The organism is Anaerophilus nitritigenes (genome assembly GCF_004138215.1).
In the GTDB taxonomy this organism is placed as follows: domain Bacteria; phylum Bacillota; class Clostridia; order Peptostreptococcales; family Thermotaleaceae; genus Anaerophilus; species Anaerophilus nitritogenes.
In genome coordinates, this window is sequence record NZ_RYYS01000016.1 from 28,931 (window position 1) to 54,864 (window position 25,934).

Below are 25,934 nucleotides of genomic sequence, written 5' to 3' on the forward strand. Positions count from 1 at the left end.
ATGGCTGATTTAAGACAAAGAACATGGGGAATATTTATCAAACCTTATATTGAATATGGTGGAGATAAATTAGTTCAAAGAAAAGGTGTAACAGTACAAAGTCCTTGCCATTATGGAGGTGGTTGTCCTAGTTATAGTACTGTACAAGGAGGAGAACCCTATATGCTTTTTGATAAAGCTACATCTTTTATAGAAATTAAAGAAAAAGTTAAAAAATGTATGGATGATTTAGGATATTCAAAACATGATATATTAATAACTGAAATTATACCATTTGATCACATTATAACACCTTTAGCTTAGGAGGGTGATTTTTTATGCGATTAATTAAAGTTGAAGATGGACTTTCAGAGCATGATAATTTCATGCTTAATTCTTCCATAGAGGACTTTTTAGGTAATGGGGAATACACTAGAACCTTAAATGAATTTATATTGAAATCTGGAGAAATAAAAAGGAATTTCAATTTTAATGATTTTGTAATTGAAATTAAAAAGGATTCTGTGGAGCTTTCTAAAGAAGATGAATTTCTCTTTTTTATAGAAACTAAACGTGGACAATTTGGGATAAAAGAATCACAAGGGGAGGGTCTTTCTAAATATTGGAAGTTGGTGCTAAGTGATGGGTTTATTCAATCATACACTTCTATAGATGGATTGGAATGGATAAATATAGGCGGAGTTCCCTTGGAAAATCAATATATAAAATATCAAGGGTTTAGCCAAAAAGGGAAAAACCCTCTTATTATACGAGATTACAAATTATATAAAAGTCCCTATATTACAATTAATAATTTCCTTCCAGGGACAAAAGTAAAGTTAATAGCTGAAAATAATACCTTAGTAAAAGAAAGAATTTTTGATGAAAATATGGAGGCTAAAATATTTTTAGATTACTGCTTTTTAGGACAATTTGAGTTTTATGACTTAGAAGATAATTTAATATTAAGAAGTGGACCCTTAAACTTAAAATATGGTGATAGGTACTTATATACTTCCCATAATCTTCAACTTATTCATGATGGGAAAGTACTCTTTTGCGAAACAGAAAATCTTAAAACTCTGCAGGAGATACTTTTCTTAAAGAATCCAAGTGAAGATACTTATGAACATATCAATTTAAAAGTATCGCATAATACATCCGATGTCATTGAGTTATCTATTGATAAACAAAATTATAGTGATCATTTAATTATAGATACAATTAATCCAGGAGAAGAGATAAAAATTCAATTACGAATATTAAAAGATAAACAAAGAATTCATTTTGGAGTAAATGACTTCTCTATTGATATATTTTAGGAGGTGTAGTAAATGCAGAATGCCAAAAAAGATTCTTATGATCATCCTAGTTTGTTAGCAGTAAATAAAAAGCTAGATAGTACTATAGCCGTCACAGCTACAAATACAGGAGCATTAAATGTAAGTAGTGGTAAAGTTCATAAAAAGACCATACAGCTCAATCTAACAGAAGAGAGAAATAAACGATTATTTCATGAATCTTTTAATGAAATTACTTTTTCGAAAGTTAATGGAGAGATCACTCTTTATTTAGATGCTCCAATAGATACTAAAGCTCTGTCTATTCGAGAAAGAATAAGTCTTGAAACAACTGCTGGACAATTTTACATCTCAAATCCTTCACAACCAGGGAAAATGGTTGAAATATGGCTATGGGAATAGGGAGGTGAAGTAATTGGGTACTGTAACCTTTTTTAATACTACAGGAGCTGGATCAGGGTCTGGTATAGATTTAGCACAAATAACCAAATTAAATGTTACTGCTCCGCATGAGGTAAATATAGAAATTGAAAATACAATCGACTTCAAACGTCTTCCAGTAGAAGTTTTAAAATTAATTCCTGGGCAAGAAGATGTAGTACAAACACTTGCTGATTTTGATAATGCAGATCAAACAGATTTTAAAAAGAACGACTTTGTAGAATTTAACGGATCTATGTGCCTAAAAACACAGTATGATAACGATCTAGAAGAACATAGGAAAATCGAAACGGGACATTTATACTCAGTAGCAATAGACAGAAATTTATACAGAAAGATAGTAGATGCGGAGGTGAGGGGATAATGGATAAAACAGGTAAACTACTTCATCCATTCTTAACAGAAAAAAACACCCTAGAAAATATGGAAATAGGAGATATTATATCTTGTGAATATACAGCTTCAAGTGGTCAATGTGGTAATTTAAATAATCTAGGAAAAGCTACTAAAGATTTGATTCCTGTAACGGGTAGTGCTACACCAGATGGGAGTTTTTATTTTATAAAAGCAGATGAAGGTTTATATATTGCTGATAGAGTGGTTCAACATTCCATTAGCTGGGATACTTTAGATAAAGGAGGATTTATAGAAGGTAGGTTGTTTTCTTTAATACCTAAATTAACTTCTTCTAATGACAAAGGTTTTAATATATCGTGTTCAAAAATGTATAGTGAGTTATGGGATGCATTTCATTTATTTGATAAAAATTCACTTGATGGAAGTGAAAATAGTTGGTCTCCAGCAGGATTAAATAATGATTGGGTTATTATAGATTTCCCTTTTTCATTGGTACTAGCAGAATATATATATACTATTACATCTTCTGGAAGAGAAAAATATAGGACTTCTGACCCTAGTTCATGGGAAGTCTATGGTAGTAATGATAAAGGGGTTACTTGGGAGTTACTTGATAGTGTAAGTAATGAACCAGTATTCGGAATAAAAGAAACTAGAAGTTTTTATTTTCAAACTACAAAAAATTATAATAGTATTAAATTTGTATTTACAGATAGAACAAATAAGTCATATCCAGATATGATAATATCTGAAATAGACTTATACTCAACTAAATGTTTAGTTCGTTCTCTATCTGGTGGGGTAGCTTATATAGATGAAAATGGAAATTTATCTTTAAAAGATAAAGGACTAGGTGCTTTTCCTAAGAATAATGAATATGCTAAATATATTATAAATTCAAAACTAGGAGATATATGGAATACCAATATTAAATCATGGGTAAAAGATACCCCTTCTATTAACATAGGATATTCTCGTGAAAGAGTATGTTTAGATACTACATTCAATAAATTATTAGGAACAACAGTAAATACAGAAGTTGGCTTTAGACCTGTATTACAATTAAAGCACCCAACACAAAAAACTTTATGGTATTAATATTAAATATTAGGAGGTGATTTTACAATGGAATATGATTTGTTGCTTGAAAATTCAAAACCAGAAGGTTTTACCATTAAAACAACACCAGAAACAACAGAAGATAATAGAAACATCCTGATTTCAGGAAATTTTGACAAATATGCTCCTTCATCAGTAACATTAACTGGTATACAAATATATTCAGTAGTAGAAAATAAATATTTAATTGTAAATTCTAATAAAAAAATTCAGACTTTTACGAAAGAGGGTAAGTTGGTAGACACAGATTTTTCAGAACAAGATATACTCGCTTCCAACTTAGAAGCACGTAAGAAATTTGAAGACTATGGCTTTATTATGGATAATTTTATTGTCAGTAAAATAAAAGAGCTTAGTAATGAAAATATACTATATAAATATGATATTAATTTGAATGTAGTAAAAAAATATGCAATAATTTTAAATAATAAAATAAGGGTTCCTCACCCATATTTAGAAGAAGTTTTCGACCCTAAAGATTTAGATATGGGTAAATGTATTCGTTGTCATTATTCTGCTACTTCTAATCAAGTAGGGGTATATAGTGGTTTAGGAGAAGAAACCAGCGATTTAATACCCCTAGAAAGTTCAGCTACTCTAAATGGTGATTTTTATTGGATATGCGTAGGATATGATTATTTGGGAAGAAAGAAATGTATTGCAGATAGAAATATTCAACATAGCATTTCTTGGAATAGTATTAATAATGTTGGATATGTGAATGAGTGTAATATCAATGTTTTTTATAACACAAATCTTATACCTATTATGACAAACAACACATTTCCAAAAGGTATAGCTTTTTCAAGCTCTATTTATAATACTGTATATGAACCATTTACAGCATTTGATAATTTATATTATCCTTCTAGTGCTTATTGGTTTACTGTAAATCCATTACCACAATATATGGGATATGATTTTCTAAACCCTACTATTGTAAACCATTATTCTCTAAAATCAGTGGACACAGTAGGGAATAGAGCTCCAGTAGATTTCACATTTGAGGGGTATGATGGGAATAATTGGAACGTTTTAGATGCTCAACAAGGAGTTACATGGCATCCATCCAATACGGAAGTTAAAACTTTTAATATACTAAATGAAAACTCATATTTTAAATATAGGATTAATGTATCTGCTATTGGGGGAGGAGCAGGGGTTGCTATTGATAAATTTGAAATGAAATATATCAATAAAAATCTAAAATATAATTTTTATACAAGACTTCTTACGGGTGGAATAACTTCTACAGATAAAGATAATGAATGGGACAAGATTATATGCGAGTATGATTTAGGTGGACTGATTGAAGCTGGAAGTAATGACATATGGCATTGGAATGTATCCACTCGTTCGTGGACTTCATCAACTTCTATTAATTCAAATTCTAAGAGAAATGTTAGAGGATATACTAGTGGTGCTAATAGTTTTGATGAAGGATATGGTACGACAAATGCTACTAGCTCTGTAGGTTATAGACCAGTTCTTCTTATAGAAAAACTTAGTTTTATGAAATACCTTGTAGAAGACAATGGAGATATAAAATATTTTGACCAAGGTTTTAAAACTGTAGGATCTTCTATAGATTCAAATAATTTAGGAGAGCTTTTTGATGCTTATGGAATGTCTGACCTGTCTTTAATTATTCAAAACATAGACTCTTTAGCATCTAACAATCCTAAAATACTAGCTTTATCACCAACACAGTTAGAATCTCCTAAATTAAAACTAAAAGCAATACCACATCCACAACTAGTTCTTCCAACTGGAGATGTTAGATTAAACAAAGTAAAAAATATTGATTATTTTAAACTCTATGCTAATACTTTTGCCAATGGAGTGTTAAAAATAATAGCTAGTGTAGATGGTGGAGAAACATGGCTTTCATGGAATGGATCTATATTTGACGTAGTGGATATCTCGAAATTGGATGAAGTTAAAGAAAAAGGTATGGACATTAAGACTTTTAATAATTTAACTACTCAATGGAATGAAATTGTAAAGGATAAAATTAGATTTGGTTATTATCTTGAAATAGATGATATAAAAGACGTTGCACAAGTCGAGAAACTAGAAATTCAATTCGATTTCGTAGGAAGATGGAAAAAAGCTGTTCATGGAAAAGATTATGATTATGAATATGCTAATGATAATCTAAAAGTTTCATTATTAACAGATGGAAGTTACAAAATAAATTATCAATTGTAAACACCTATAAATTAAAAGGTGTTATTTTTATACCTAAAAAGGAGCGATGGGATGGAAAAGGAAGCAATAAAAATATTAATGAGTCAAGGAGCATTTGCTATATTATTCGGGTATCTTCTTTTCTATGTACTGAAAGAAAATTCAAAACGTGAAGGGAAATATCAAGATATTATACAGGAGCTTAGTCAAAAATTTAATATTGTTGAAGATGTGAAAAATGATGTTAAAGAAATCAAAGATAAAATTTTTAAGTAGGAAGTGATTTTATTGAAAAATTTTGAGATTATAACAATTGAAGAATTGCTAAAAAGATTAGAAAAGTACACTTACAAGCAATTGCATATACACCATACATTTAAACCAGATCACAGCAATTTTAATGGAAAAAATCATATTGCTCTACAAGAAGGTATGTATCGTTATCATACGGAGACTAAAAAATGGCAAGATATAGGGCAACATGTGACCTTGGCACCAGATGGAAAATTTATTACAGGAAGAGACTTTAGTACTTCTCCTGCTAGTATTGCTGGATGGAACAAAGGAGCTTTTGCAGTTGAAATGATTGGTAATTTTGATGTAGGAAAGGATCAATTAAAAGGAGAGCAAAAGAGAAGTATATTAATGTTATCTAAATATTTTGCAGATCGTTTTGGATATGATTGTATTAAATTTCATAGAGAAGGTCCCGGTGTGCGAAAAACATGTCCTGGAACTTCAATAAAAAAAGATACATTCATTAAGGAGGTAATGAGTATGGGAAAAATTTTTAAGGATGTAGAGGACGGTAGATGGTCAGTTCCATATATAGAGGCTGCAAAAGATTTAGGTATTATGAACGGAAATACAGATGGTACATTCAAGCCAACAGAACCACTTACAAGAGAACAAGCAGCAATAATAGCTGTAAATCTATATGAAAAAATAACTGGAAAGAAGGTTGTTGAATAATGAACGTAGAAGCGATTGTAAAGGTAGGAACAGCCGTAATTGCTCTTATAGGAGCAGTGATCACATATATTATTATTCCTTATATTAAGTCTAAGACTACAGCAGAACAGCAGAAAAATATTAAATTTTGGGTAAAGGTTGCGGTAAATGCAGCAGAACAAATCTTCCAAGAAAAGAGCCAAGGGCAGCAGAAAAAGCAATATGTAATTAATTTTTTATTTAAACAAGGTATTCAAATTAGTATGGAGCAATTAGACCTATTAATAGAAGCAACAGTTTTAGAATTGAATAAAGATATTAAAATAGATGCAGGGGCTTAAATGCTCCTGCTTTTTTTATTTTTTGGACAGAAACTTAAGTTAACGATAGATGAGGATATGTAAAGAAAGAGTTTAAATTTTATAAGATATATATTTGTACTTATGGTATAATATAGAAAAAACTATAGTTTAATATCGCACAGCTAAGGGACTTACATATTACATGAAAGTCCCTTAGTTGTATTTATTTGTAAAAAATAATAAATAAATGGTATAATATGCATGCGATATAAAATTATAGGGGGAATATATATGGTTGAAGAAATTAAGATGAAGAACTTCGGTGATATATATATAAAGAGTGCGATTTTGCATATCATAGATAACAAGCAAGATGATAAACCAGAATTGAGTGATTTAGAATTAGATTTAAGTAGTGAAAAGTCTTATGACTTTTTAAAATCACATATCAAAGAGTCTTTGTTAGATAGTAAGAATCTTAAAGCTAAATTTAATGATCCATCTGAAAATTCTGTTTTGAAATGTTATAATAATATTGTAAATGATGAAAAAAACTTTGTAGATGCATCAAAGAAAATAACTGAAAGATTGTTTAAATTTATGGGGAAAAAGGCAAGTAATGGATGTCTTATTGTATGTTCTTATAAAGATGAAAAGAGTAATGAGTTTTTAGCAATTTTGAAAATGGATTATAATAATTATTACATATTTGAGAGGATAACTACTAATGAAGGGAAAATGTATAATAAGTTAATAACTAAATCTGATGGATTACCTTCTATTAAAGAGAAACTTCAAAAATGTGCATTTATAAAAATGTATAATGATAATAATGAATATGACTTACTAGTCTTAGATAAACAGAGAAAAAGATATCATGAAGATGATGTATCTCAATTTTTTTATAAATTCTTTTTGAATTGTAATTTTAATGACAACATTAGAAAAAATACAAAAAATTTGCTGAAGTATACTAAGAAATTCATTGAAAAAACATATGGTTCCGATCCAGTTTTAGCTAAAGAAAAAATCAGTATATTATATGATACTTTTAATAGTAGTAAAACATTTAATGCTAAGAATTTTTCACAACTTGTTTTTGAAGAGGAAGAAATAAAAGAGAAATTTATTGAAGAAGTAATAATGAAAAATGATTTAGAGATAGAAACTGAAATAGACAATGGATATACAAAAAATAAGACAAATCAAATATCATATAAAGCAACTGAAGGATTGGAAATAAAAGTACCAGCAAAGCTTGTAAAGGATAAAAAAGTGTTTGAAATAAAAAAATCACAAGATAATCCTGGAACATATAATATAAGCATCAAGAATATACATTTAGATAGTTATGATCTTGAATAGGGTAATTTGTAATAGAAAGGAGGTTTATTTATGAAATTATTATATGGCTATATTAAAAATATTGAAGATATATTTGTTAATGAAACTACTGAAATAACCGAAGATGTTTCAATTTATGAATTATATAGCCATGTAACAGGCAAAACTTTAAAGAAACTATTAAAATTAGATATAGAAAAAATCTTCAATTATTTTAATGCTTCTCTACGCATTACTGTTTCTGATGAGTTTAATAACCCAGAAATATTTAATAATGAAGATGAGACACAGAATACAATTGAAGAAATTGAAGATCGTGAAGATGAAGAAGAACTGAAAGTTATAGTAAAAATTTACAAAAAGGTATTTTTACAAGAAAGATACAATTATAAGAATGATAGGTTTGAACTAAATTTTTTTACTACAAAATACAATTTATATAAATTTTTAAAAGACAACACAATTAACTATATCCAAAATCAAATGTTTACTCCTTATAAAAAGTTATTTATAATAATTGGAGATTCTGATTTGAATTATGAAAATGATTATTTAGGGATATTAGGAATAAATGTTAATGATGAATATATCGAAAATTTGAGGGATGATACAATTAACCCAGATTATGAATATATAGATAACATTATAAATTTGAGGGAAAAAGAAATAAGAAAGACAGATAATATTAAATATATTGCTCCTGAATTCTTTTACTTTGAAGATATTGAAGATCAAAATTTAAACAAAATATTTTTTAAAAAAACTTGTGATTTAATAATAATGTATTTATCAGAAACTGTTAAGAATATGGAAAGATATTATTTATGTGAATTCAATGGATATAAAAACTTAAATATAGTTATTGATGACAATGATATAGAAAATGAATTAACTAATAATAACGTTAAAAGACTTTATGAACTGTATAAATGGACATATCAATCTGGTTTTACTGATAAAATAATGATTGTAAGAAATATAATAAGTAAATATTTAAAAGAAGATGAAAAGCTTAACTATGGTACATTACTAAAAAATACTAAGGATATTTATGGTTCCGTACAAGCTAATTATCGAATCTTTTTTGAAGAAAAAATTGATGATTTTTTTGAAGATAGAAAAAAGGTAGCACAATATACCCTGGAAAATATAAAAGATTTAGAAAAAGAAATAAGCAATCTTGCGAATACAATTTCACAGAATGTATTAACTGCAATTGGAGTAGTATTAACTACAATCATAACTAATTCTGTAAAATCAGATTTAACTATTAGAGGTATTAAGATTGCTATAATATCCTATATTGTATACCTTATTATAAGTTTTATTTATAATTTAATTATACCGAACATGTTAGTTATGCAACAATATAATACCAATAATCATTTATTACATTACTATACAACATTCCTACCAGAGAAGATAGTTAAAGATGTTAAAGGAGAGATAGTAGAAAAGAAGCTAAAATTTTTTAAAATATGCTGGGGGTTATCTTTATTCATTATTATAAGTTTAATTATTATATCAATATATACTTTCAATAATTTAGAAAATATTTATACAGTTTTCTTAGGAAGTTCATAATAGTTATTAAAAAGTTTTATCATGGTATTTCTTTAAAGCTGATTATGGAATATGGCAAATCAATAATAGTTCATAAAAAATACATAATTGGTTTTTCGTCCTTATAGTTTTCCTAAAACATTAGACCAGGATTTCTCCTGGTCTTTTAAAATCACTTCCACTCGAACCCCTTCAATTATTTTAATAGTAGATATATATGTAAAGAAGGAAAAACCAATTCCATATCTAATACATAATATAAATACTAAAGATGGAGAAGTTATATTCCTATGGATAAAGATTTTATAGAGTACCCTATTAGGATTGATATTAGAGAGTTGCTAGAAGGTAAAGAGTAGAGGATGGGTGGCAAATAAAATGCCACCTAATTTAAAATACTATAGAAAGTAAAATTGCAAATCTATTGTTGACAAAAGATGAAAATATATATTATATTCGAAAACCATGAACTATGGAGAGCGATATTTAAGCACAACTTTATTTGATTTTGAGGCATAGTCTATAGACTATGCCTTTATATATATTAGTTTTGTGGTATAATATCTAAATGTAAAGGTTTTCACTACTCATAGAAAGGAAAGGTTTTATATGGATAAGGATATACAACAAAAGATTGATCAAACAGTACAATGGCTTCAAAATCAAGTAAAAGAATCAAAGACAAATGGACTTATTGTAGGCATATCTGGAGGAATTGATTCAGCCGTAGTTGCCTATTTAATAAAACAAACATTTCCTAAAAATTCTTTAGGTGTAATTCTTCCTTGTAAAAGTAACCCAAAAGATCAAGAGGATGCTATATTAGTTGCAAAAGGATGTAATATAGAATATGTGAACTTAGATTTAAGTAAAGTTCATGACACTTTGTTAGATAATATTGTAAATACTATGAAAAATAAAAATCTATTAAAAGACGAAAACAGTTTACAATTAAGCGATGCAAATCTTAGAGCTAGATTACGAATGAGTTCTATCTATTGTATAGCTAATACACTAAACTATTTAGTAGTAGGAACAGATAATGCAGCTGAAATTTATACAGGATATTTCACAAAATATGGAGATGGAGGAGTGGATATTTTACCTATTGCAAATCTTCAAAAAAAAGAAGTATATGAATGGGCAAAATATATGGAAGTACCTCAAAGTGTAATCGATCGTCCACCATCAGCAGGTCTTTGGGAAGGACAAACAGATGAATATGAAATGGGAACTACTTATGACAAAATAGATGCATTTTTAGAAGGAAAAAGTATTCCAAAAGAAGATGAAGAAATTATACAAAGATTACATATACGCTCTCAACACAAAAGAATGACTCCAGCGACACCTCCTATTTTTTAGTAAATTTATGTATGAATAATATATGTTTTATGAGAGATAATAAACTTGTATAGGGCAGTATAGAAGGCGAAAATTCAGGATTGAGTCCGACTTTAGAAGCGGTAACAGTCTTAAAGACCTTTCTGTACTGTACCTATATTTTTTATATAACAAATTTTTAGAAAATAAATGAAACAGGTGTTATGATTTAAACTTCTAAATCATAACACCTGTTTCATTTATTTTTACATAGATTTTGTTATATCTTCCATCATGAGCATAATATTTTTCATTACTATACTTCCGTTGATTTTGATTAAATGGATATCTTTTTTTTCTATAGATTTAGATAGATTGATTATAGATACATCGAATTTGTCTACTGTTGATTTAGCTTTTTTTTCAATTAATGTAGATTTTATACTTTGAGAAGTTTCTTTGATTTTATCAATGCTTTTTTGTGCTGAAACATAATCACCCATAGCTGCATTTAAAATAGCATGTCTTGTGAGGTATTTTAATGTATAGATAGCAGGTGGTACATCTATTTTAAAGGATATCATAAATTTTGGTAAAAAAGAGGTTAAATGATTGGCAGTTGTAATGGTATTTATATAATCTTTGTTCATTCCATATGTTGTAAGCATATTGAGAGATTCTTCAAATCCAGAAATAATATCAGGAGAAACACTTTGATCGATTAATAAGGGTTCTAATACGTTCCATTTATTATGGATCATAAGAATAGTTTGGTTAATTTTTTTCCAAGTTTCATCAATATTTTTTGGAGGTTTTTGTTCTTTAGATGAGGTAGCATTTTCTTTTTTTAGAATATCTGTTAAAATACTTTCGTCAATAGTCATGGGTTTTGGCTGTTCTTCTAATAGTATGTTACTTTTTTTCTTTGTTGTTTTTTCATTTTCTTGTGTAGCTTCTATTTGAATTTTTTCATATTCTATTTTTTTTGTTTCTATAATCACTCTTTGAAAAAAAGGAATCATGTCTGCTTGATTCATAATGGATAGTGTATCTTTTTCTATTTCTTTTATAACAGAAGGAAGCGCTTTGGGTTCATTTTCATTTTTAGGTGTAGGTTTTTGAACTTTTTTTGTACAAGATACAGAAAATAAGATTAAGCAAAGAGTAAGTAATAAGGAAATATATTTTTTTGAATTTTTCATATTATCACCTCGAAAATAGTATTTCCAGTGACTATAGAAAGCATACCGTAAAATGATAAAGAATACAAATTTTTTTGAAGAATATAAAAAAAGATGGAACTAGTCCATCTTTTTTGAAGATTATTATGAATATGTTTAACGGAATACATTTGCAAATATTGTAATAATTCCTGCGTTACAAAAGTCGATAAATAAACTTCCTACAAGAGGTATAACAAAGAATGGAGTTGGAGCTGGACCGTATTTACCTGAAATCGCTTGCATATTTGCGATAGCATTTGGAGTAGCTCCCATACCGAATCCACAATGTCCTCCTGCTAAAACTGCTGCCTCGTAATTTCTTCCCATTACATTGAAAGTTACAAAGTAAGCAAAGCAAGCCATTAGTACAGTTTGAGCGATTAACATGATAAGCATAGGAACAGCTAAATCAGCTAATTGCCATAACTTTAATCCCATTAAAGCCATAGATAAGAAAATAGATAAAGCAATATTTCCTAATAAATCGATTTCTATAGTAGGTACTTCATAAGAATGAGTAAAGTCTGATATATTTCTTATAATAGCAGCTGCTAACATAGCACCTATATAAGATGGGAAAGTCATACCAGTTTTTTGTATAAACATTGAAAGTATTGTACCAATTCCCATAGCTAAAATAATTTGTGATGCAGCTAAAGAGAAATTTTTAGGAATTAATTCTTGAACTTCTTCTTGTGTAGCAGCAACTTCTGCATGTGCTTTTATATTACTAGAAGCTGTAAGATTATGTTTTTCAATTAATCTTTTAGCAATAGGACCACCCAACATACTTCCCATAATTAAACCAAAAGTTGCAGAAGCCATTGCAACAGTAGTTGCACCAATAGCACCTTGACTTTCAAATAAAGGACCAAAAGCACCAGAAGTTCCATGTCCGCCTGTCATAGGAACAGATCCTGTTGAAAGTCCGATTAAAGTATCTAGTTGGAAAACCTTTGCAAGACTTACGCCAATTACATTTTGAAGAGAAACTAAAATAATTGCAACAACTAAAAATAATCCAACCTGAACTCCACCTTTTTTCAATAATTTGAAACTAGCAGTAAAACCTACTGTTGTAAAAAATGCTGTCATTAACACGCTTTGAAGTGTTGTATCCATTTGAAATTCTAATATGTTAGATTGTTTTAAAATTAAAGCCGTGATTGCAAAAATCAATCCACCAATTACAGGTGCTGGAATACAAAACTTTTCGAGTAAATTCACTTTTTTACGGATTGTTTGTCCTAAAAATAAAACCATTACTGCGATAGCTACTGATTGAAGCATATCTAATTCTAATAACATACACATACCTCCTTAATATTTTATAAGATAATTCCTATACACTTATTATAAGAGGTATACTACAAAAAAATACTTCTTACAACAAAAAACTACAAAGATTGTTTTTATAATTCAATATTTTACTACATATGAAATTGAACTTTCAATTTTTTAAAAATTCAATCTTGAAATAATTCCTTCTATAAATTTTTTTACACTAATTTTACCTCGATCTTCTTTTGGATTATCAATATGTTTAATTTCTTTTTTTACCTGTTTAATATCAAATAAAGCAGTACTGTATTCAACAAATTTATTGTTATAATAATCATCATGACCTAGAGATGCAATATTCTCTAATGCCTTAAGAATTGTTCTTCTGATTCTTTGTTCGATAGTTCTTGCATGAATAGAAATGTTGCAGGTAATATTTTCTTGAATCGCTATTTTGTTATAGATATCTTGTAGTTGATAAGTTGAGGAAGTATTTTTTTTCTTAGAGGAAATAACTTGTTCTATAAGTTGAATTAAATCTTTACTTCCAGATTCTCCGATTATTCCTATATCTGTAAAAATATCATATACTTGTCTTTTCCAATTGGTTGGAGGTTTTATTTGTTTTGATTTTTCAATATGAAGAACGGCGTCTTTAATGAGTGCGACGGATTTTTCTAATTCGATATTATTGCATACCCCTTTTATCACATTTAATGCTTCAATTTTATTGAGTGGTTTATGAATAAAAAAGACAATTCCATTTTCATAAGCTTTTGAAATCATGTTTTGATCTTCTACTTGAGAAATCATGATAAACTTTCCTTTGTATCCTAAAGCTCTAGAAGTTTCTATAATTTCAATTCCATCTTTTTTGGGAAGTAAAAAATCAATGAGCACAATATCTGGTTGATAAAATAATATTTCTTCTGGTGCATCTTGTCCATTTTCTAATTCTTCTAAGACATTCCCTAAATCATTTTTTATAATTAAATATTTAAGCATTTTCCTGATATTAATATCATCATCAATAATTAAAAAAGTATTTTTCATTGTCATCCCTCAGTTAATATTTTTTTTTGTAGTATTACTTCAAAAGTTGTTCCTATTTTAAATTTAGAGGTTACATGAATTTGGCCTTGTAATTCATCTACAATATTTTTTACATGAGCTAGCCCAATTCCTGTAGATGGATTACCAGAATAGTCATCATATTTAGTTGTAAATCCCGGATTAAAGATATAAGGGAGAATATCATCTTCTATTCCTTTACCATTATCTATGACTTGAAATATGATATGATCTTGGTCACTTTTTTGAAATACGTGAATTTTTCCATAGTTTTCACATGCATCTATAGAATTAATAATTAAATTATTTAGTATCGTAAATAAATGAAAATATTTATGTAGTTTAAAATTTTGTTCATAATTAAATTCAATAGATATATGTAGGTGATTTGCTTTTAAATAACGAGAAGTGTTTTCACGAATAATCACAAACATATCCCAAAGCATCATGGTGCCATTTTGTTCAAATGCATTTAAAAAGCTTTCAAAGCCATGTAAAACTCTATAATAATCTTTTTTGATTTCATGTATGTCTCTAGCAATATTTAAAGTTTGATCTTTGATAGTTGTGTTGTCTTTATAAGCTTCATAAAGGTCATAACTTTTTTTCATAACACTTTCAATATCATGGGTAGATTTTTTAAGATAAAACATTTCTGCTTGAATATCAGAAACTAATAGATTTAATTGAGTATATTTTTTTCTGTGTTCACGAGTAAGTAAGAAAAGTTCTTGTTTTTTATAGAAAAAATAAATAAAGTAAGCAATAATACTTCTAGCTATTCCAACTAAAATAGTCATATGAAGAATTGGGTGAAGAATTTGATCATGTCTGACTACAATTTCAGATATATTACTTAGTATATCACTAAAAGCTAGACATATAATAGGAATTATGAATTGATCTTTTCTTTGTTGAACATGAAAGCCATAGATGAAAGTTCCATATACAAGATAATAAATAATAGAAGGTCCATGTGCAACAAAAATATCTTGTAAGGACATATTATAAAATAATACCCCTAAAAAGCTTCTTTGTATGAAAACAACAAAGCCTGAAAATAAGCAAAGTAGAAAAGGAGAAATATGTTCAGCGATTAAGATCGTTACATTTAAAGCGATAATTCCTGCAGAAAATCTTAAAGAACTATTAAAAGGATAAAAATAAATTTCACCAAAAGCTGCCACAGATAAAGAAAAAAGAAGATATTTCTTAAGTTGATTCATAGGTGACCTCCCTAATTTAATCCTGTTTAAATATAGTTTATAATAAAATTAACATCATCACAAACTATTTTTCATTGAAATATTTTAACCACATGAGTTAAATAAAATAATACAAAATGTTAAAAGTAAAAATTTTTATAAAATTAGTAGGATATTGTATTTACAAAATTATTCTTATGTTTTTTCTAATGAATAAAAGTACAGGCACAAAGCATAGGTATAAAAATAAAATAATAATATCTTTGTAAAACTTAGCTAGAAGGGAGCACATAGTACATGAATGGAAATGGAAGAATAAAGAGAGTGTTTCCAGGAGGAAATACATCAAAAGGATTTTATTCTTATTATGATCAAATCATTGATTCCCAAACACGGAAATTGTGGATTATTAAAGGAGGACCAGGAGTAGGAAAATCTTCATTTATGAGAAAAATTGGGTATGACATATCAAAAATAGGATATGATGTAGAATTTCATCAATGCTCATCAGACTATGATTCTTTAGACGGAATTGTTATACCTGATTTGAAAATTGCAATGATTGATGGAACCGCACCCCATATAGTAGATCCTAAATATCCAGGAGCAGTAGATGAAATATTAAATTTTGGACAATTTTGGAATGAACATGGAATCCAAAAGCATAAAGATGCTATTATAAGGATCAGTAAAGAAACCAGTCAATGTTTTAAAAGAGCATATCAATTTTTCGCGGCAGCAAAGCTTATAAGGGATGATATATATAATATATATGGAGAAGCATTAGAAAAAAGAAAACTAGATCAAACACTAGCTAAATTCAAACAAAATTTATTTAATCATTTAGATTATAATGAAGAAGGAAAGATAAGACATTTATTTGGAAGTGCGTTTACACCTAAGGGGTATGTAGATCATTATGAAACTATTCTAGAAGGAATGAATACAATTTATTATATAGACGGAAGGTATATGGATGCAATGTCTGAATTTATAGAGAACATTGCTTATGAGGCAAGGACTAGAGGTTTAAATGTAGAAGTCTATCATGAACCATTAGATGAAAAAAATATACAAACTTTAATTATACCTTTATTGCAAGTAGGTATTACTATTGGTGATAAATATGCTCATAGTTATGATGAAAAAATCGTATTTTGGGATTTTATGAAAAAAGATATTTTAAATCAACATGAAGATATATTAAAAGAAGACCAAAAAATTTATGAAGAACTTATTCATACGGGTATTTTAAATATTAAAAGAGCAAAAGAAAAACATGATCATCTAGAAAAAATTTATATAGAATACATGGATTTTAAAAAAATAGATGAATTAAGGGGAAATATTCTACAAAAAATATTAAATTATGCAAAAGTAAAGGAGTAAAAATTTATAAACCCTATTGCAGGATAGGATTTATTTATATATAATTAATAAATGTGAGTAAAGATATTTTCCAAGCGTATACAGGGTAGAAGCAAAAAAAGAGTGCCTTTATAGGTGCTCTTTTTTTTGAAGATAATAATCTTTGATTATTTTTTCTACATGAATGAAAATATCTTCTTCTGGGACAGACAAAAGATTAGATATTTTATGTATGATTTGATTTTTCCAGTAATAATCTTTTAAAGCACGATTTCCGCAAACAAATTCTATACGAGTATAATCTTTATTTTGTTCTAACTTTCTAATTTTAATTATTCCTACTTCGCCTGTATGGGAAGGATGGATTCCATAACAAGGAGAGAAATCGAATTGATCAATTTCAACGATTCTAATATTTTTTTGAACAAAAGGAACTTTCCTTAAAGGCATTATTTCAACTTGTTTAACAGAAGGATAATATTGTTTTACATGAAAGTTATTAAAAATAATTTGATTTGCAAAATATTCTACTCTTTGAGCTTGTGCTTGAGAAAATTGATCAATTCTTACATCTATGCTATTAAAGTTTTTGTTTAAATGAAGATTTATTGTGGGTGCATCAAATAATTCTTCAAAGCATGCAGATAATATATGTTGGCCAAGGTGTTGTTGCATATGATCAAATCTAGTTTCCCAGTTGATCCTACATTTTAAATTTTGATTTTGTGATGGCGGTTGATCTACTACATGATAAATTTTATTATCTTTTTCATAGACATAAGAAACCAAAAGCTCTCCTATTTTTCCTATATCACTAGGCTGTTCATTTCCTTGTGGATAAAAGGCTGTTTGATCTAAAACTATATGAGAAAATTCATCTTTAGTTTCACAATGAATAATATTTGCACTAAATTCTTTTAGATAGATATTGTCGTAGAATAATTTTTTCGTCAATGAAATCATCTCCTTTAGTGATTAATGTCGTATATAATAATATTCTATATAAATAAATAAAAGTCCTTCCCTTAGAAAAAGGAGATGAAATCATCTCCTTTTTCTAAGGTTATGGATATATCGTAATGGAATTTTTAGGGATAAAAAAGATTTCTCCTTGTTCTGTAAGAATTTTATAATTATTAGATGAAAATCCTAAAAAAGATTCTATCCAATGGTTTGTGTCTTCTATGATGGCAATAGGTTTAGAAGAGGTAGTAATGGATCCTTCCCCTAAAATAAAGTTTTTATATTTAGGACTATAATAATATACTTCTTTTGTTACTATGGTTTCGATAGGTTTAAAATCTGATGGAGAAGGAAAAATGCTTTTGATTGCCTTGCACTTTTGCCTATGAATGGATACAGAAATTACTGGATATTTATTTTGTACAATTTCTATTTGATTGTTTTCAATAATTTGAATCCATTCATCAGGAGGAGCTGTTTCATCTATCCATTTGGCAGCATATATTTCCTCAAGATATTTATTTTTTTTAAATATACTTTTAAATTCATCGTCTAGATAAATAAATATTTCCATAAACTGCTCCACAAAAAAAGCGCCAAGTTTTTCATCAAGAAGTTGATGAGTAATCATTAAATTGTATCCAAGGTCTTTGATAGGTATAAATTCTATATTTTCTATAGGAAGAAGATTTTCTATTTTGTTTGTAAATACATATTCATTTCCAATCAAACGATAAATGGAAATGACAGATAAATCTTTTGAAAGATTTAAAGATATAATTAATTCATTTTCACCATTAGGCATAATATTTTCTTCATAAAGATGGATATCCATATATTCTATGTATTTTATCCATTGCTCATATTTTAAATTTTTTAAAGTGGTGAGAATAATAGATTCTTTTGCTTTTTTATGAATAGATTCTTCTTTGTTTTTATACTCTTCTATGACAGAAGATGAAATTTTAAGGTTTGGGATTACGTAAGTTTTAAATGTAGATACATATTGATTTTGATAAAGAAATTGATAAAAGATAAAAGATAGGAACAAAAGTAGGCTTAAGAGTATACCAGTAATAATTTTTTTCAACATTTAAATCACCTCTTTTCAATATATGTGAGAATAATAAAAATTTGAACTAATTTTTAATTTATGATGTATTAAAACACAAATAGAGACAGGCTGAATAATATATAGTAAAGATTTAATGAAAGGAGGATAGATTTATGAATGAAGTAAAGAACATATATGAAGGAATAAAAGAATTTATTCAAATTTTTATTATGAAATATGAATATGAAAATAGAGGAATATTAAAAAAAATGAAAATAGATAGTCGTTTAAATATGGAGTTAGAAGATGAAAAGTGGGCTAGACTATTTATTAAAAAATCATGTTTGAATCATTGTGCGAAAATTGTGTTACTAAGATATATAGAAGATATAGAAATGATCATTCCAAAGCTTAATGAAAAAGGAATGAATATATGGAGAAGTTTATCTAAAAACTTAATACAAAAGATAAGCATCTTATATGGTATTGCACTTAAAGATTTAGAAGAAGATGAAAATATTATTTTCAGAGAAATTTTTCAAAAGAGTGATTATGACCTATTTGAAATAGATGATGAATTAGCATCTATTATTTATAATAAATTCTTTAGAATTGATTTTTCAAAATTAACCAAAGAAGATATTCAAATTTTGTTTGCATTGATGTATTCTTTAGAAGAAAGAGAAGATATGAGACTAGAAAATTTTTATAAAAAAGCACCAGCGCTTTCTTATGTATTAAATATACAAAATAGGAATACTATACTATGAAACTAGGACTCCTAGTTTTATAGTATAGTAGATGATCCAAGAATTGAGGGTTTATATTGTATATGAAATAAAAACTGATATCATTACATAAAGAATGAGGTATAATAAAAAAGTATTCCTTTTGGAATGTTAATAAGTGAACTTTCTTGAAATATATAACACAAATTATGAGTGGATCTACAATTTGGTAATAAGCACAATTTCCTATATATTATAAAAAATAGAATAATGATACGAGGGGAGAAAATAATGGATCTTTATAATTTAACAATGAATATAGAAGAAAAAGCTTTGAAATTTTTGATAGAATGTAAATTAGAAGAGGATATTCAAAGGGCTAAACAAGAGTTTGATGAATTGTGTACAGCTATACAAAATGATGAAAATATGTTTGTAGATTTTAATGAATGGTTAGTTTATGATTATGAAGAAAGAACTGGGAAAAAATTAATTGAAAAATATTATGAACAACATAAAGATGATATAACGAAAGAAGAAAAAATATTTATACAAAAGAGAATAGATTCTTATTTAAGTATTTATGAATTGAAAGAAAGCAAGGGCAATAAAGGGAAATTTGAAGACTTATTTACAAAAAAATATGAATATATTGATTTGCAAAATATAGAAGATTTACAAATTAAGGATTTAGTATTAGCTAGAGTTATAAAGATTTCAGGAAATGTATATTTTTATAGACCTGTTTACATACCTCCTATTTTCAAAAAAAGTATAGAAAGAAATATTGTTATTAAATATAATGAATATAAGGAGAAGACTCCTTATGCAAATTGGGGAAATTTCTTAAAAAACAATACCATTTTATTACAAGAATACTTAGGAGTCATTACACAAGTATTAGACCAAAAAGAAGATGAAGAGGAATATAAAATATGGCAAAGTACATATCTTATAAAAGATGAAAAAAAAATAATACAAAAATTAAAGAACAATGAAATGATACAATTGGATTTTGAAGAAAGAGATTATGTTATTTTTAAATTATTAGATGAGAATGAACTTCTTGCTGAAATTAGCATACAAAAAAATAAAATAGAAGTAGAATGTAATTCAAAAGAGGAGTGTTTAAAGTCAAAAAAAATAATAGAAGATATTTTAAAACAAGAGATTAAGTATTATAAAGATGAAGTATTAGAACTAGATGATTTACTATAGTTGAATTGACATAAAAGTATGAAATATGTACAATGATATATATTATGAAATGAATATTTTGAGGGGGATAAGAAATCTTTATGGAAATACCATTATCAGATTTGGTGGACTCGTGTAGGGAAGAAATATATTTAGAGTTAGATTTATCAGAAGAACAGGGAAAAAATGATCTGAAATTTTTGAAAGAATTTAGAAAGTTAGTAAAGAAATTTAATAAGCCGACTGCGCAAATTGATTATTTGATTAGTCAATTAGAAGGCAATCCAGATTTTGAAAATGTGATCAAAGTTTTTGATATAAATGAAGCAAGTATTAAAAAGAAAATTGAAAAACATCCTTATTTTAAAAATCCATGTGATTATCCAATTCGATTGATTACAATTATGAAATATTTAAAAAAGAAGGGTGTAGATATTAATTTTCAGGATATGGATTTGATTGTAGATAAATTAATACAACAAATAGATGGAGTTAAAAAGGTTGGAGAAGGTATGTATTTGAAAAAAATGATGAAATAACGCGTATTTTACGCGTTATTTCTATATTTAAAGAATAGAGTAGAGGAGTTTACAAAAGTATATAGAAATAATTATAGATGAAAATAAAGAGTTAACAATAGTTTAGGTGGAGATAGGATGGAAAAAACAATACAGACTGTACTCAAACAAATAAAATCTTTAGATAAAACAGAGTCTGATGATATAGTAGAGTTATGTAAAATATTTTTTTTAAAAAAGTTTGGAAAGAATATTTTTAGTCAATTAAGTATGGATGTAGACGAAAAATTGCAAGGAAAAATACAATGGGATACAATAAAAGATTTATATTTTGACTTTAGTAGCTTTAGTAAGCAATATGAAAAAACTATTTCTTTAATAGATAAGGAAAAAACAGGAAGCTTCTATACTCCAGAATATATAGTAGACTATATTGTAGAAGAAAGTTTGCTGTATTACTTTGAAAAGAAAACAGGATATATAAAAGAAAAGATCAAAGTATTTTTAACAGGAGAAGATTCATTAGAAAAAAAAGAAATTGAGAATCTTCTTTATTGGATAGATAAAGTAAAAATTATAGATATGGCTTGTGGAACAGGATTTTTCTTAATAGGATCCTTTAAAAAAATATTTAAATATAAAAAAAGAATTTACAAGTCATTATATAAAAAAACAGATGATTTTTTTATTAAAAAATATATTGTAGAAAATAATTTATTTGGAATAGATATTCAAAAAAATCCAATCATTATTTTAAAATTGGTATTGCTTTCTTTAGTATATGAAAATGAAAAAAGTTTTATAGATTTTTTACCTTATTTAAACATTATACAAGGAGATAGTTTAATAGAAGATGTATTTTTAAAATGGGGAACATTTCATATTGTTTTAGGAAATCCACCTTATTTAGGGGAAAAAGGGAATAAATCAATTTTTGATGCATTAAAAGATACTTCTTTTGGAAAAAAATATTATGAGGGTAAGATGGACTACTTTTATTTTTTTATTTATAGAGCAATGGAACTTTTAGAAAAGGACGGAATACTTTCTTATATAACTACTAATTATTTCTTGACAGCTGATGGAGCTTGTAAATTAAGAAATTTTATAAAAGAGAATACCACATTTTTGCAAATTATTAATTTCAATGATTATGAGATCTTTAAGGAAGCTAAAGGACAACATAATATGATATTTTTTCTTAGAGAAGGATATGATGAATCTTGTCCTATTCAAATTCAATATATAACAGAAAAAAATATTGGTTCAAAGGAACTTTATGGTCATCTTTATGAAGATAAAAGTCAAAAAATAAAAAAGTATACATTAGATCAACAACAAAGTATTTATGGAGAAAATGGACATATTTTCATAGAAGAAAATAATGATTATAGATTTATTTTAGAAAAAATTTATAAAAAATCTAATTGTAATTTAGAATCCTTATGTTATATTAATCAAGGAATTGTCAGCGGAGCAGATAAAGTAACAAAAGAGATGATACAAAGAAAAATTCCTTCTAAAGAGTTACAAACTAGAAATATTGTAATAGACCAAGGGATCTTTGTACTCTCTAAAGAAGAGGTCGCTTCTTTAGAGCTTTTGAAATCTCATTATGTAAAGCCTATGTATAAAAATAGTGATATACAAAGATATACAGTAAATATAAATCCTAAAAAATATATTTTATACATCTTAGATAATACTTTTATAAAAACACAAAGATGTGAAAAAATTTTACAATATCTTTTGAAGTATAAACCTGTACTGGAAAAAAGAAGAGAGACTCTTAAAGGAACACGAAAATGGTATGCTCTTCAATGGCCGAGAAAACAAGAAATATTTGAAAACGAAAAAATTATTGTTCCTCATAGAGCAAAAGAGAACAAATTTGCTTTTCATAATGGTTCATGGTATGCTAGTGCAGATGTTTATTTTTTGACAAAAAAAGATGATGATGTAGATTTAAAAATATTATTAGGATTTTTGAATTCTAAGATTGTATATTTTTGGCTTTATAATAGAGGAAAAAGAAAAGGAGAGTATTTAGAGCTTTATGCAACACCTTTAAAACATATACCTATCCTTTGGCCAATTGATGGACAAGATGCTCAAAGAATAAAAAAATTGACAAACAAGATGATTCAAAAAGGTGAAAATCCTATAGATCAGAATCATATAGATCAAATTTTATATAAAATTTATGGTTTTACTCAAAAGGAAATAGAAATGGTAGAAGCTTTGTATTATAGAAATATAGGAATATAGAAATTAAAAGTTTAAATCATAAATCACAAAATGAAAAAAATAGAATATTATGTATTGAAAATACAAGGGCTACAGTAATGAAGACCAAAAAAAGTTATATAGTCCCTTAAATGGAAAGGAGGCTATATTTTGCAAACATTGAATATTTTCTTTCCTACGCAAAGTTTAAGAGACTATTATATGAAAAAGATTTTTCATTTTAAAGAAAAAATTTATGAGCAAAATATATCTATTTGGGGAGTAAAAAGTATTCAATTTCGGAAACAATATAGAAAAATTCCTGGATATTGGGTGAAAATCAAATTAAATGATGAAGGAAATGGAGAAGTTGCAAAAAATCATATTTATAAAAATATTCCTTGCTTCTGGATAGAAGATCAATTGTTTTTTCCTAAAACATTTATTTCTCAAAAAGAAATGGAACAAATGTGGATTCAAAAATACAAGTTGAGAAAAGTGGCTTTTAATTCAGATGCTTGGAAAATTTTCTTTGAAGAAGGAAAAGTACATCTACAAGCAGGAAGAATGGATATTGCAAAAGTTGCTTTTTTATGTATATATAAAAACAATCCATTTTTTTTAAAAAAATATAAAAGATATTATGTATTTGAAGATTTAGCATATTATTATGAAGAAAAAGGAGAACTTCATGAGAGTATTCGTTGTTTAAAAATTCAACAGAAGTTACAGCCAGATTCATCAGAGGCATATTTAAATATGAGTAATTTTTTGTTGATGCATGGTTTGTATGAAGAAGGAATTCAGATATGCAAAAAAGCATTAGAAATCAATCCAAAAGATGATCATTTAGTAAATAATTTGATTGTTGCATATATGAATTGTGGATATTTTGAAAGTGCAGTTTTGTATTTAGAAGAACGTATTGAACAATATCCAAATCACCCATTGAATTGGAAATTGATAGGGGATATTTTATTTCAAATTGGAAAAGATAAAGCTGCAATTATATGTTTTGAAAAAGCTCTAGATTTAGATTTAGAGGATGTATGGAATATAAAAGATGATATTTATTATAGCTTAGCTATCGCTTATCAAGAAACTTCAAATTATCATAAAGCCATTGAATATTATGAAAAGTTCATAAAAGAAAATGAAATGGATACCGTTATTTTAATGAATTTGACAAAATTATATGGTAAAGATTTGAAACAATATGATCAAGCTGTATATTATGGGCAAAACCTAGTGCAAAAATATCCAGAAAATGGGTATGGACATCATAATTTAGGGTTAGTTTATTTAAGTATAGGAGAGTTTGAAAAAGCAAAATGGCATCTTTATAAAGCAAAACAAATTCTTCCTAACTATCTTCCAGTATATGAGGCAATTTCAAAATTGAAAATAGAAACAATAAAAAAGCAAGTCATTAAAAATTGACTTGCTTTTTTATTGTTTCTATGAGAATTTTTTATTCTAATTAATAATGAACCAACTACAATGTAACGATACATTATAGTTGGTTTTATAGTTTACATAGATACTATTCTGTGTTATAATCAATTTGAAAAAATATAAATAGATACAATTTGAAGGAGGAACGATACAATGAACAAAATGAATATAAGACAATTAACCATGACAGGATTGATGACTGCATTAGTTTTAGTAGGTACTATGTTAATTCAGGTACCAACTCCTACAAAAGGATATATTCACATTGGTGATAGTATGGTATATCTTAGTGGTATATTATTAGGACCAGTTTTAGGAAGTATTGCTGCTGCTATTGGGTCTTTGTTTGCGGATGTATTTTCTTCTTATTTTATATATGCACCTGCAACTTTTGTGATTAAAGGGTTAGATGCTTTGATAGTAGGTTATATCTATCATAAGATAGTAAAAGAAAATGATGGAGTATCTAAAAAACTAGTAGCTTTTTCTTTTTCAGTGATTGTAGGATCAGTAGTGATGGTGGGTGGATATTTGTTGTTTGAAAGTATATTGTATGGATTTAAGGGAGCGGTAGTGGGTATTGTAGGAAATATTACTCAAGGAATTGGAGGAGGAATTCTTGCAGCTCCTCTTATGATTGCATTAGATAAAGTGAAATTTTTTCAAAAATTAAAAATACATTATAATAAATAAAGCTTCGTGAGAAGCTTTAGCTTATAGACAAAGTCATAAAAAACGTCACTAAATTTTCAAATTTGGAAAATATATAGAAACG

25 protein-coding genes are annotated in these 25,934 nt (G+C 27.2%); 19 read left to right on the forward strand and 6 right to left on the reverse strand.

Translation table 11 applies throughout. The annotated features are described in order from the left end of the window. From EK368_RS01910 to nadE, 12 genes are all read left to right on the forward strand, one after another. The gene (locus EK368_RS01910) at positions 1 to 303 is read left to right on the forward strand and encodes a hypothetical protein (protein WP_129596044.1); all 303 of its coding nucleotides are present in this window, start codon (positions 1 to 3) and stop codon (positions 301 to 303) included. A 14-nt stretch (positions 304 to 317) separates the two neighbouring features. Further along, a complete protein-coding gene (locus EK368_RS01915) occupies positions 318 to 1,301 on the forward strand; it encodes a hypothetical protein (RefSeq protein WP_129596045.1) in 984 nt (327 codons plus the stop codon). 12 nt (positions 1,302 to 1,313) lie between these two features. Then, on the forward strand, positions 1,314 to 1,682 hold the full coding sequence (locus tag EK368_RS01920) for a hypothetical protein (RefSeq protein ID WP_129596046.1): 369 nt from the start codon (positions 1,314 to 1,316) through the stop codon (positions 1,680 to 1,682). A 13-nt stretch (positions 1,683 to 1,695) separates the two neighbouring features. Then, positions 1,696 to 2,085: a hypothetical protein gene (locus tag EK368_RS01925; protein ID WP_129596047.1), complete on the forward strand. Its 390-nt coding sequence runs from the start codon at positions 1,696 to 1,698 to the stop codon at positions 2,083 to 2,085. After that, the gene (locus EK368_RS01930; RefSeq protein ID WP_129596048.1) at positions 2,085 to 3,176 is read left to right on the forward strand and encodes a hypothetical protein; all 1,092 of its coding nucleotides are present in this window, start codon (positions 2,085 to 2,087) and stop codon (positions 3,174 to 3,176) included. Before EK368_RS01925 ends, EK368_RS01930 begins: the two co-directional genes overlap by 1 nt. A gap of 27 nt (positions 3,177 to 3,203) precedes the next feature. After that, entirely contained in the window at positions 3,204 to 5,408 is a 2,205-nt protein-coding gene (locus EK368_RS01935; RefSeq protein ID WP_129596049.1) for a hypothetical protein, read from the forward strand. 51 nt (positions 5,409 to 5,459) lie between these two features. Then, entirely contained in the window at positions 5,460 to 5,663 is a 204-nt protein-coding gene (locus tag EK368_RS01940; RefSeq protein ID WP_129596050.1) for a BhlA/UviB family holin-like peptide, read from the forward strand. A gap of 12 nt (positions 5,664 to 5,675) precedes the next feature. Then, positions 5,676 to 6,359 carry an S-layer homology domain-containing protein gene (locus tag EK368_RS01945; RefSeq protein ID WP_165000288.1) on the forward strand — a complete coding sequence of 228 codons (684 nt, stop codon included), beginning with the start codon at positions 5,676 to 5,678 and terminating at the stop codon, positions 6,357 to 6,359. Next, positions 6,359 to 6,679, forward strand: coding sequence for a phage holin, LLH family (locus EK368_RS01950; RefSeq protein WP_129596052.1), 321 nt, complete (start codon positions 6,359 to 6,361; stop codon positions 6,677 to 6,679). The genes EK368_RS01945 and EK368_RS01950 overlap by 1 nt, the downstream gene beginning before the upstream one ends. Positions 6,680 to 6,931: 252 nt before the next feature. Beyond that, positions 6,932 to 8,005 carry a nucleoid-associated protein gene (locus EK368_RS01955; protein WP_165000289.1) on the forward strand — a complete coding sequence of 358 codons (1,074 nt, stop codon included), beginning with the start codon at positions 6,932 to 6,934 and terminating at the stop codon, positions 8,003 to 8,005. 30 nt (positions 8,006 to 8,035) lie between these two features. Then, positions 8,036 to 9,568: a hypothetical protein gene (locus EK368_RS01960; RefSeq protein ID WP_129596054.1), complete on the forward strand. Its 1,533-nt coding sequence runs from the start codon at positions 8,036 to 8,038 to the stop codon at positions 9,566 to 9,568. A gap of 588 nt (positions 9,569 to 10,156) precedes the next feature. After that, positions 10,157 to 10,912 carry an NAD(+) synthase gene (gene nadE, locus EK368_RS01965; RefSeq protein ID WP_129596055.1) on the forward strand — a complete coding sequence of 252 codons (756 nt, stop codon included), beginning with the start codon at positions 10,157 to 10,159 and terminating at the stop codon, positions 10,910 to 10,912. 224 nt (positions 10,913 to 11,136) lie between these two features. Here the strand turns inward: nadE and EK368_RS01970 are convergent, their stop codons facing one another. The 4 genes from EK368_RS01970 to EK368_RS01985 all read right to left on the reverse strand — a co-directional run bounded on the left by EK368_RS01970 (position 11,137) and on the right by EK368_RS01985 (position 15,671). Continuing rightward, positions 11,137 to 12,072, reverse strand: a complete 936-nt coding sequence (locus tag EK368_RS01970; protein WP_129596056.1) for a hypothetical protein — start codon at positions 12,070 to 12,072, stop codon at positions 11,137 to 11,139. A gap of 135 nt (positions 12,073 to 12,207) precedes the next feature. Then, on the reverse strand, positions 12,208 to 13,401 hold the full coding sequence (gene gltS / locus EK368_RS01975; RefSeq protein WP_129596057.1) for a sodium/glutamate symporter: 1,194 nt from the start codon (positions 13,399 to 13,401) through the stop codon (positions 12,208 to 12,210). Positions 13,402 to 13,551: 150 nt separating this feature from the next. Then, positions 13,552 to 14,427 carry a response regulator gene (locus tag EK368_RS01980; protein ID WP_129596058.1) on the reverse strand — a complete coding sequence of 292 codons (876 nt, stop codon included), beginning with the start codon at positions 14,425 to 14,427 and terminating at the stop codon, positions 13,552 to 13,554. Positions 14,428 to 14,429: 2 nt separating this feature from the next. Then, complete coding sequence (locus EK368_RS01985) at positions 14,430 to 15,671, reverse strand: ATP-binding protein (protein WP_129596059.1); 1,242 nt, start codon at positions 15,669 to 15,671, stop codon at positions 14,430 to 14,432. 276 nt (positions 15,672 to 15,947) lie between these two features. Here EK368_RS01985 and EK368_RS01990 point away from each other — a divergent pair, with 276 nt between their 5' ends. Next, positions 15,948 to 17,039, forward strand: a complete 1,092-nt coding sequence (locus EK368_RS01990) for a hypothetical protein (protein WP_129596060.1) — start codon at positions 15,948 to 15,950, stop codon at positions 17,037 to 17,039. A 108-nt stretch (positions 17,040 to 17,147) separates the two neighbouring features. Here the strand turns inward: EK368_RS01990 and EK368_RS01995 are convergent, their stop codons facing one another. Beyond that, a complete protein-coding gene (locus EK368_RS01995; protein WP_165000290.1) occupies positions 17,148 to 17,972 on the reverse strand; it encodes an alanyl-tRNA editing protein in 825 nt (274 codons plus the stop codon). 109 nt (positions 17,973 to 18,081) lie between these two features. Next, the gene (locus EK368_RS02000; RefSeq protein WP_129596062.1) at positions 18,082 to 19,074 is read right to left on the reverse strand and encodes a hypothetical protein; all 993 of its coding nucleotides are present in this window, start codon (positions 19,072 to 19,074) and stop codon (positions 18,082 to 18,084) included. Between the two features lie 134 nt (positions 19,075 to 19,208). Here EK368_RS02000 and EK368_RS02005 point away from each other — a divergent pair, with 134 nt between their 5' ends. The 6 genes from EK368_RS02005 to EK368_RS02030 all read left to right on the forward strand — a co-directional run bounded on the left by EK368_RS02005 (position 19,209) and on the right by EK368_RS02030 (position 25,852). Continuing rightward, positions 19,209 to 19,805 (forward strand): hypothetical protein, encoded by a 597-nt coding sequence (locus tag EK368_RS02005; protein WP_129596063.1) that lies wholly within the window; start codon positions 19,209 to 19,211, stop codon positions 19,803 to 19,805. Between the two features lie 249 nt (positions 19,806 to 20,054). Then, on the forward strand, positions 20,055 to 20,981 hold the full coding sequence (locus EK368_RS02010) for a hypothetical protein (protein WP_129596064.1): 927 nt from the start codon (positions 20,055 to 20,057) through the stop codon (positions 20,979 to 20,981). 80 nt (positions 20,982 to 21,061) lie between these two features. After that, positions 21,062 to 21,499, forward strand: a complete 438-nt coding sequence (locus tag EK368_RS02015) for a hypothetical protein (RefSeq protein ID WP_129596065.1) — start codon at positions 21,062 to 21,064, stop codon at positions 21,497 to 21,499. Positions 21,500 to 21,616: 117 nt separating this feature from the next. Beyond that, complete coding sequence (locus EK368_RS02020) at positions 21,617 to 23,746, forward strand: Eco57I restriction-modification methylase domain-containing protein (RefSeq protein ID WP_129596066.1); 2,130 nt, start codon at positions 21,617 to 21,619, stop codon at positions 23,744 to 23,746. A 129-nt stretch (positions 23,747 to 23,875) separates the two neighbouring features. Beyond that, positions 23,876 to 25,144, forward strand: coding sequence for a tetratricopeptide repeat protein (locus EK368_RS02025; protein WP_129596067.1), 1,269 nt, complete (start codon positions 23,876 to 23,878; stop codon positions 25,142 to 25,144). A gap of 168 nt (positions 25,145 to 25,312) precedes the next feature. Beyond that, the gene (locus EK368_RS02030; protein WP_129596068.1) at positions 25,313 to 25,852 is read left to right on the forward strand and encodes an ECF transporter S component; all 540 of its coding nucleotides are present in this window, start codon (positions 25,313 to 25,315) and stop codon (positions 25,850 to 25,852) included. The last annotated feature ends 82 nt before the right edge of the window (positions 25,853 to 25,934 follow it).

What these genes read in the sequence shown, in the direction of transcription:
- EK368_RS01910 (WP_129596044.1), top strand. Translation starts at nt 1, where the DNA reads ATGGCTGATTTAAGACAAAGAACATGGGGAATATTTATCAAACCTTAT.
- EK368_RS01915 (WP_129596045.1), top strand. Translation starts at nt 318, where the DNA reads ATGCGATTAATTAAAGTTGAAGATGGACTTTCAGAGCATGATAATTTC.
- EK368_RS01920 (WP_129596046.1), top strand. Translation starts at nt 1,314, where the DNA reads ATGCAGAATGCCAAAAAAGATTCTTATGATCATCCTAGTTTGTTAGCA.
- EK368_RS01930 (WP_129596048.1), top strand. Translation starts at nt 2,085, where the DNA reads ATGGATAAAACAGGTAAACTACTTCATCCATTCTTAACAGAAAAAAAC.
- EK368_RS01935 (WP_129596049.1), top strand. Translation starts at nt 3,204, where the DNA reads ATGGAATATGATTTGTTGCTTGAAAATTCAAAACCAGAAGGTTTTACC.
- EK368_RS01940 (WP_129596050.1), top strand. Translation starts at nt 5,460, where the DNA reads ATGGAAAAGGAAGCAATAAAAATATTAATGAGTCAAGGAGCATTTGCT.
- EK368_RS01950 (WP_129596052.1), top strand. Translation starts at nt 6,359, where the DNA reads ATGAACGTAGAAGCGATTGTAAAGGTAGGAACAGCCGTAATTGCTCTT.
- EK368_RS01955 (WP_165000289.1), top strand. Translation starts at nt 6,932, where the DNA reads ATGGTTGAAGAAATTAAGATGAAGAACTTCGGTGATATATATATAAAG.
- EK368_RS01960 (WP_129596054.1), top strand. Translation starts at nt 8,036, where the DNA reads ATGAAATTATTATATGGCTATATTAAAAATATTGAAGATATATTTGTT.
- nadE (WP_129596055.1), top strand. Translation starts at nt 10,157, where the DNA reads ATGGATAAGGATATACAACAAAAGATTGATCAAACAGTACAATGGCTT.
- EK368_RS01970 (WP_129596056.1), bottom strand. Translation starts at nt 12,072, where the DNA reads ATGAAAAATTCAAAAAAATATATTTCCTTATTACTTACTCTTTGCTTA.
- gltS (WP_129596057.1), bottom strand. Translation starts at nt 13,401, where the DNA reads ATGTTATTAGAATTAGATATGCTTCAATCAGTAGCTATCGCAGTAATG.
- EK368_RS01980 (WP_129596058.1), bottom strand. Translation starts at nt 14,427, where the DNA reads ATGAAAAATACTTTTTTAATTATTGATGATGATATTAATATCAGGAAA.
- EK368_RS01985 (WP_129596059.1), bottom strand. Translation starts at nt 15,671, where the DNA reads ATGAATCAACTTAAGAAATATCTTCTTTTTTCTTTATCTGTGGCAGCT.
- EK368_RS01990 (WP_129596060.1), top strand. Translation starts at nt 15,948, where the DNA reads ATGAATGGAAATGGAAGAATAAAGAGAGTGTTTCCAGGAGGAAATACA.
- EK368_RS02000 (WP_129596062.1), bottom strand. Translation starts at nt 19,074, where the DNA reads ATGTTGAAAAAAATTATTACTGGTATACTCTTAAGCCTACTTTTGTTC.
- EK368_RS02005 (WP_129596063.1), top strand. Translation starts at nt 19,209, where the DNA reads ATGAATGAAGTAAAGAACATATATGAAGGAATAAAAGAATTTATTCAA.
- EK368_RS02010 (WP_129596064.1), top strand. Translation starts at nt 20,055, where the DNA reads ATGGATCTTTATAATTTAACAATGAATATAGAAGAAAAAGCTTTGAAA.
- EK368_RS02015 (WP_129596065.1), top strand. Translation starts at nt 21,062, where the DNA reads ATGGAAATACCATTATCAGATTTGGTGGACTCGTGTAGGGAAGAAATA.
- EK368_RS02020 (WP_129596066.1), top strand. Translation starts at nt 21,617, where the DNA reads ATGGAAAAAACAATACAGACTGTACTCAAACAAATAAAATCTTTAGAT.
- EK368_RS02030 (WP_129596068.1), top strand. Translation starts at nt 25,313, where the DNA reads ATGAACAAAATGAATATAAGACAATTAACCATGACAGGATTGATGACT.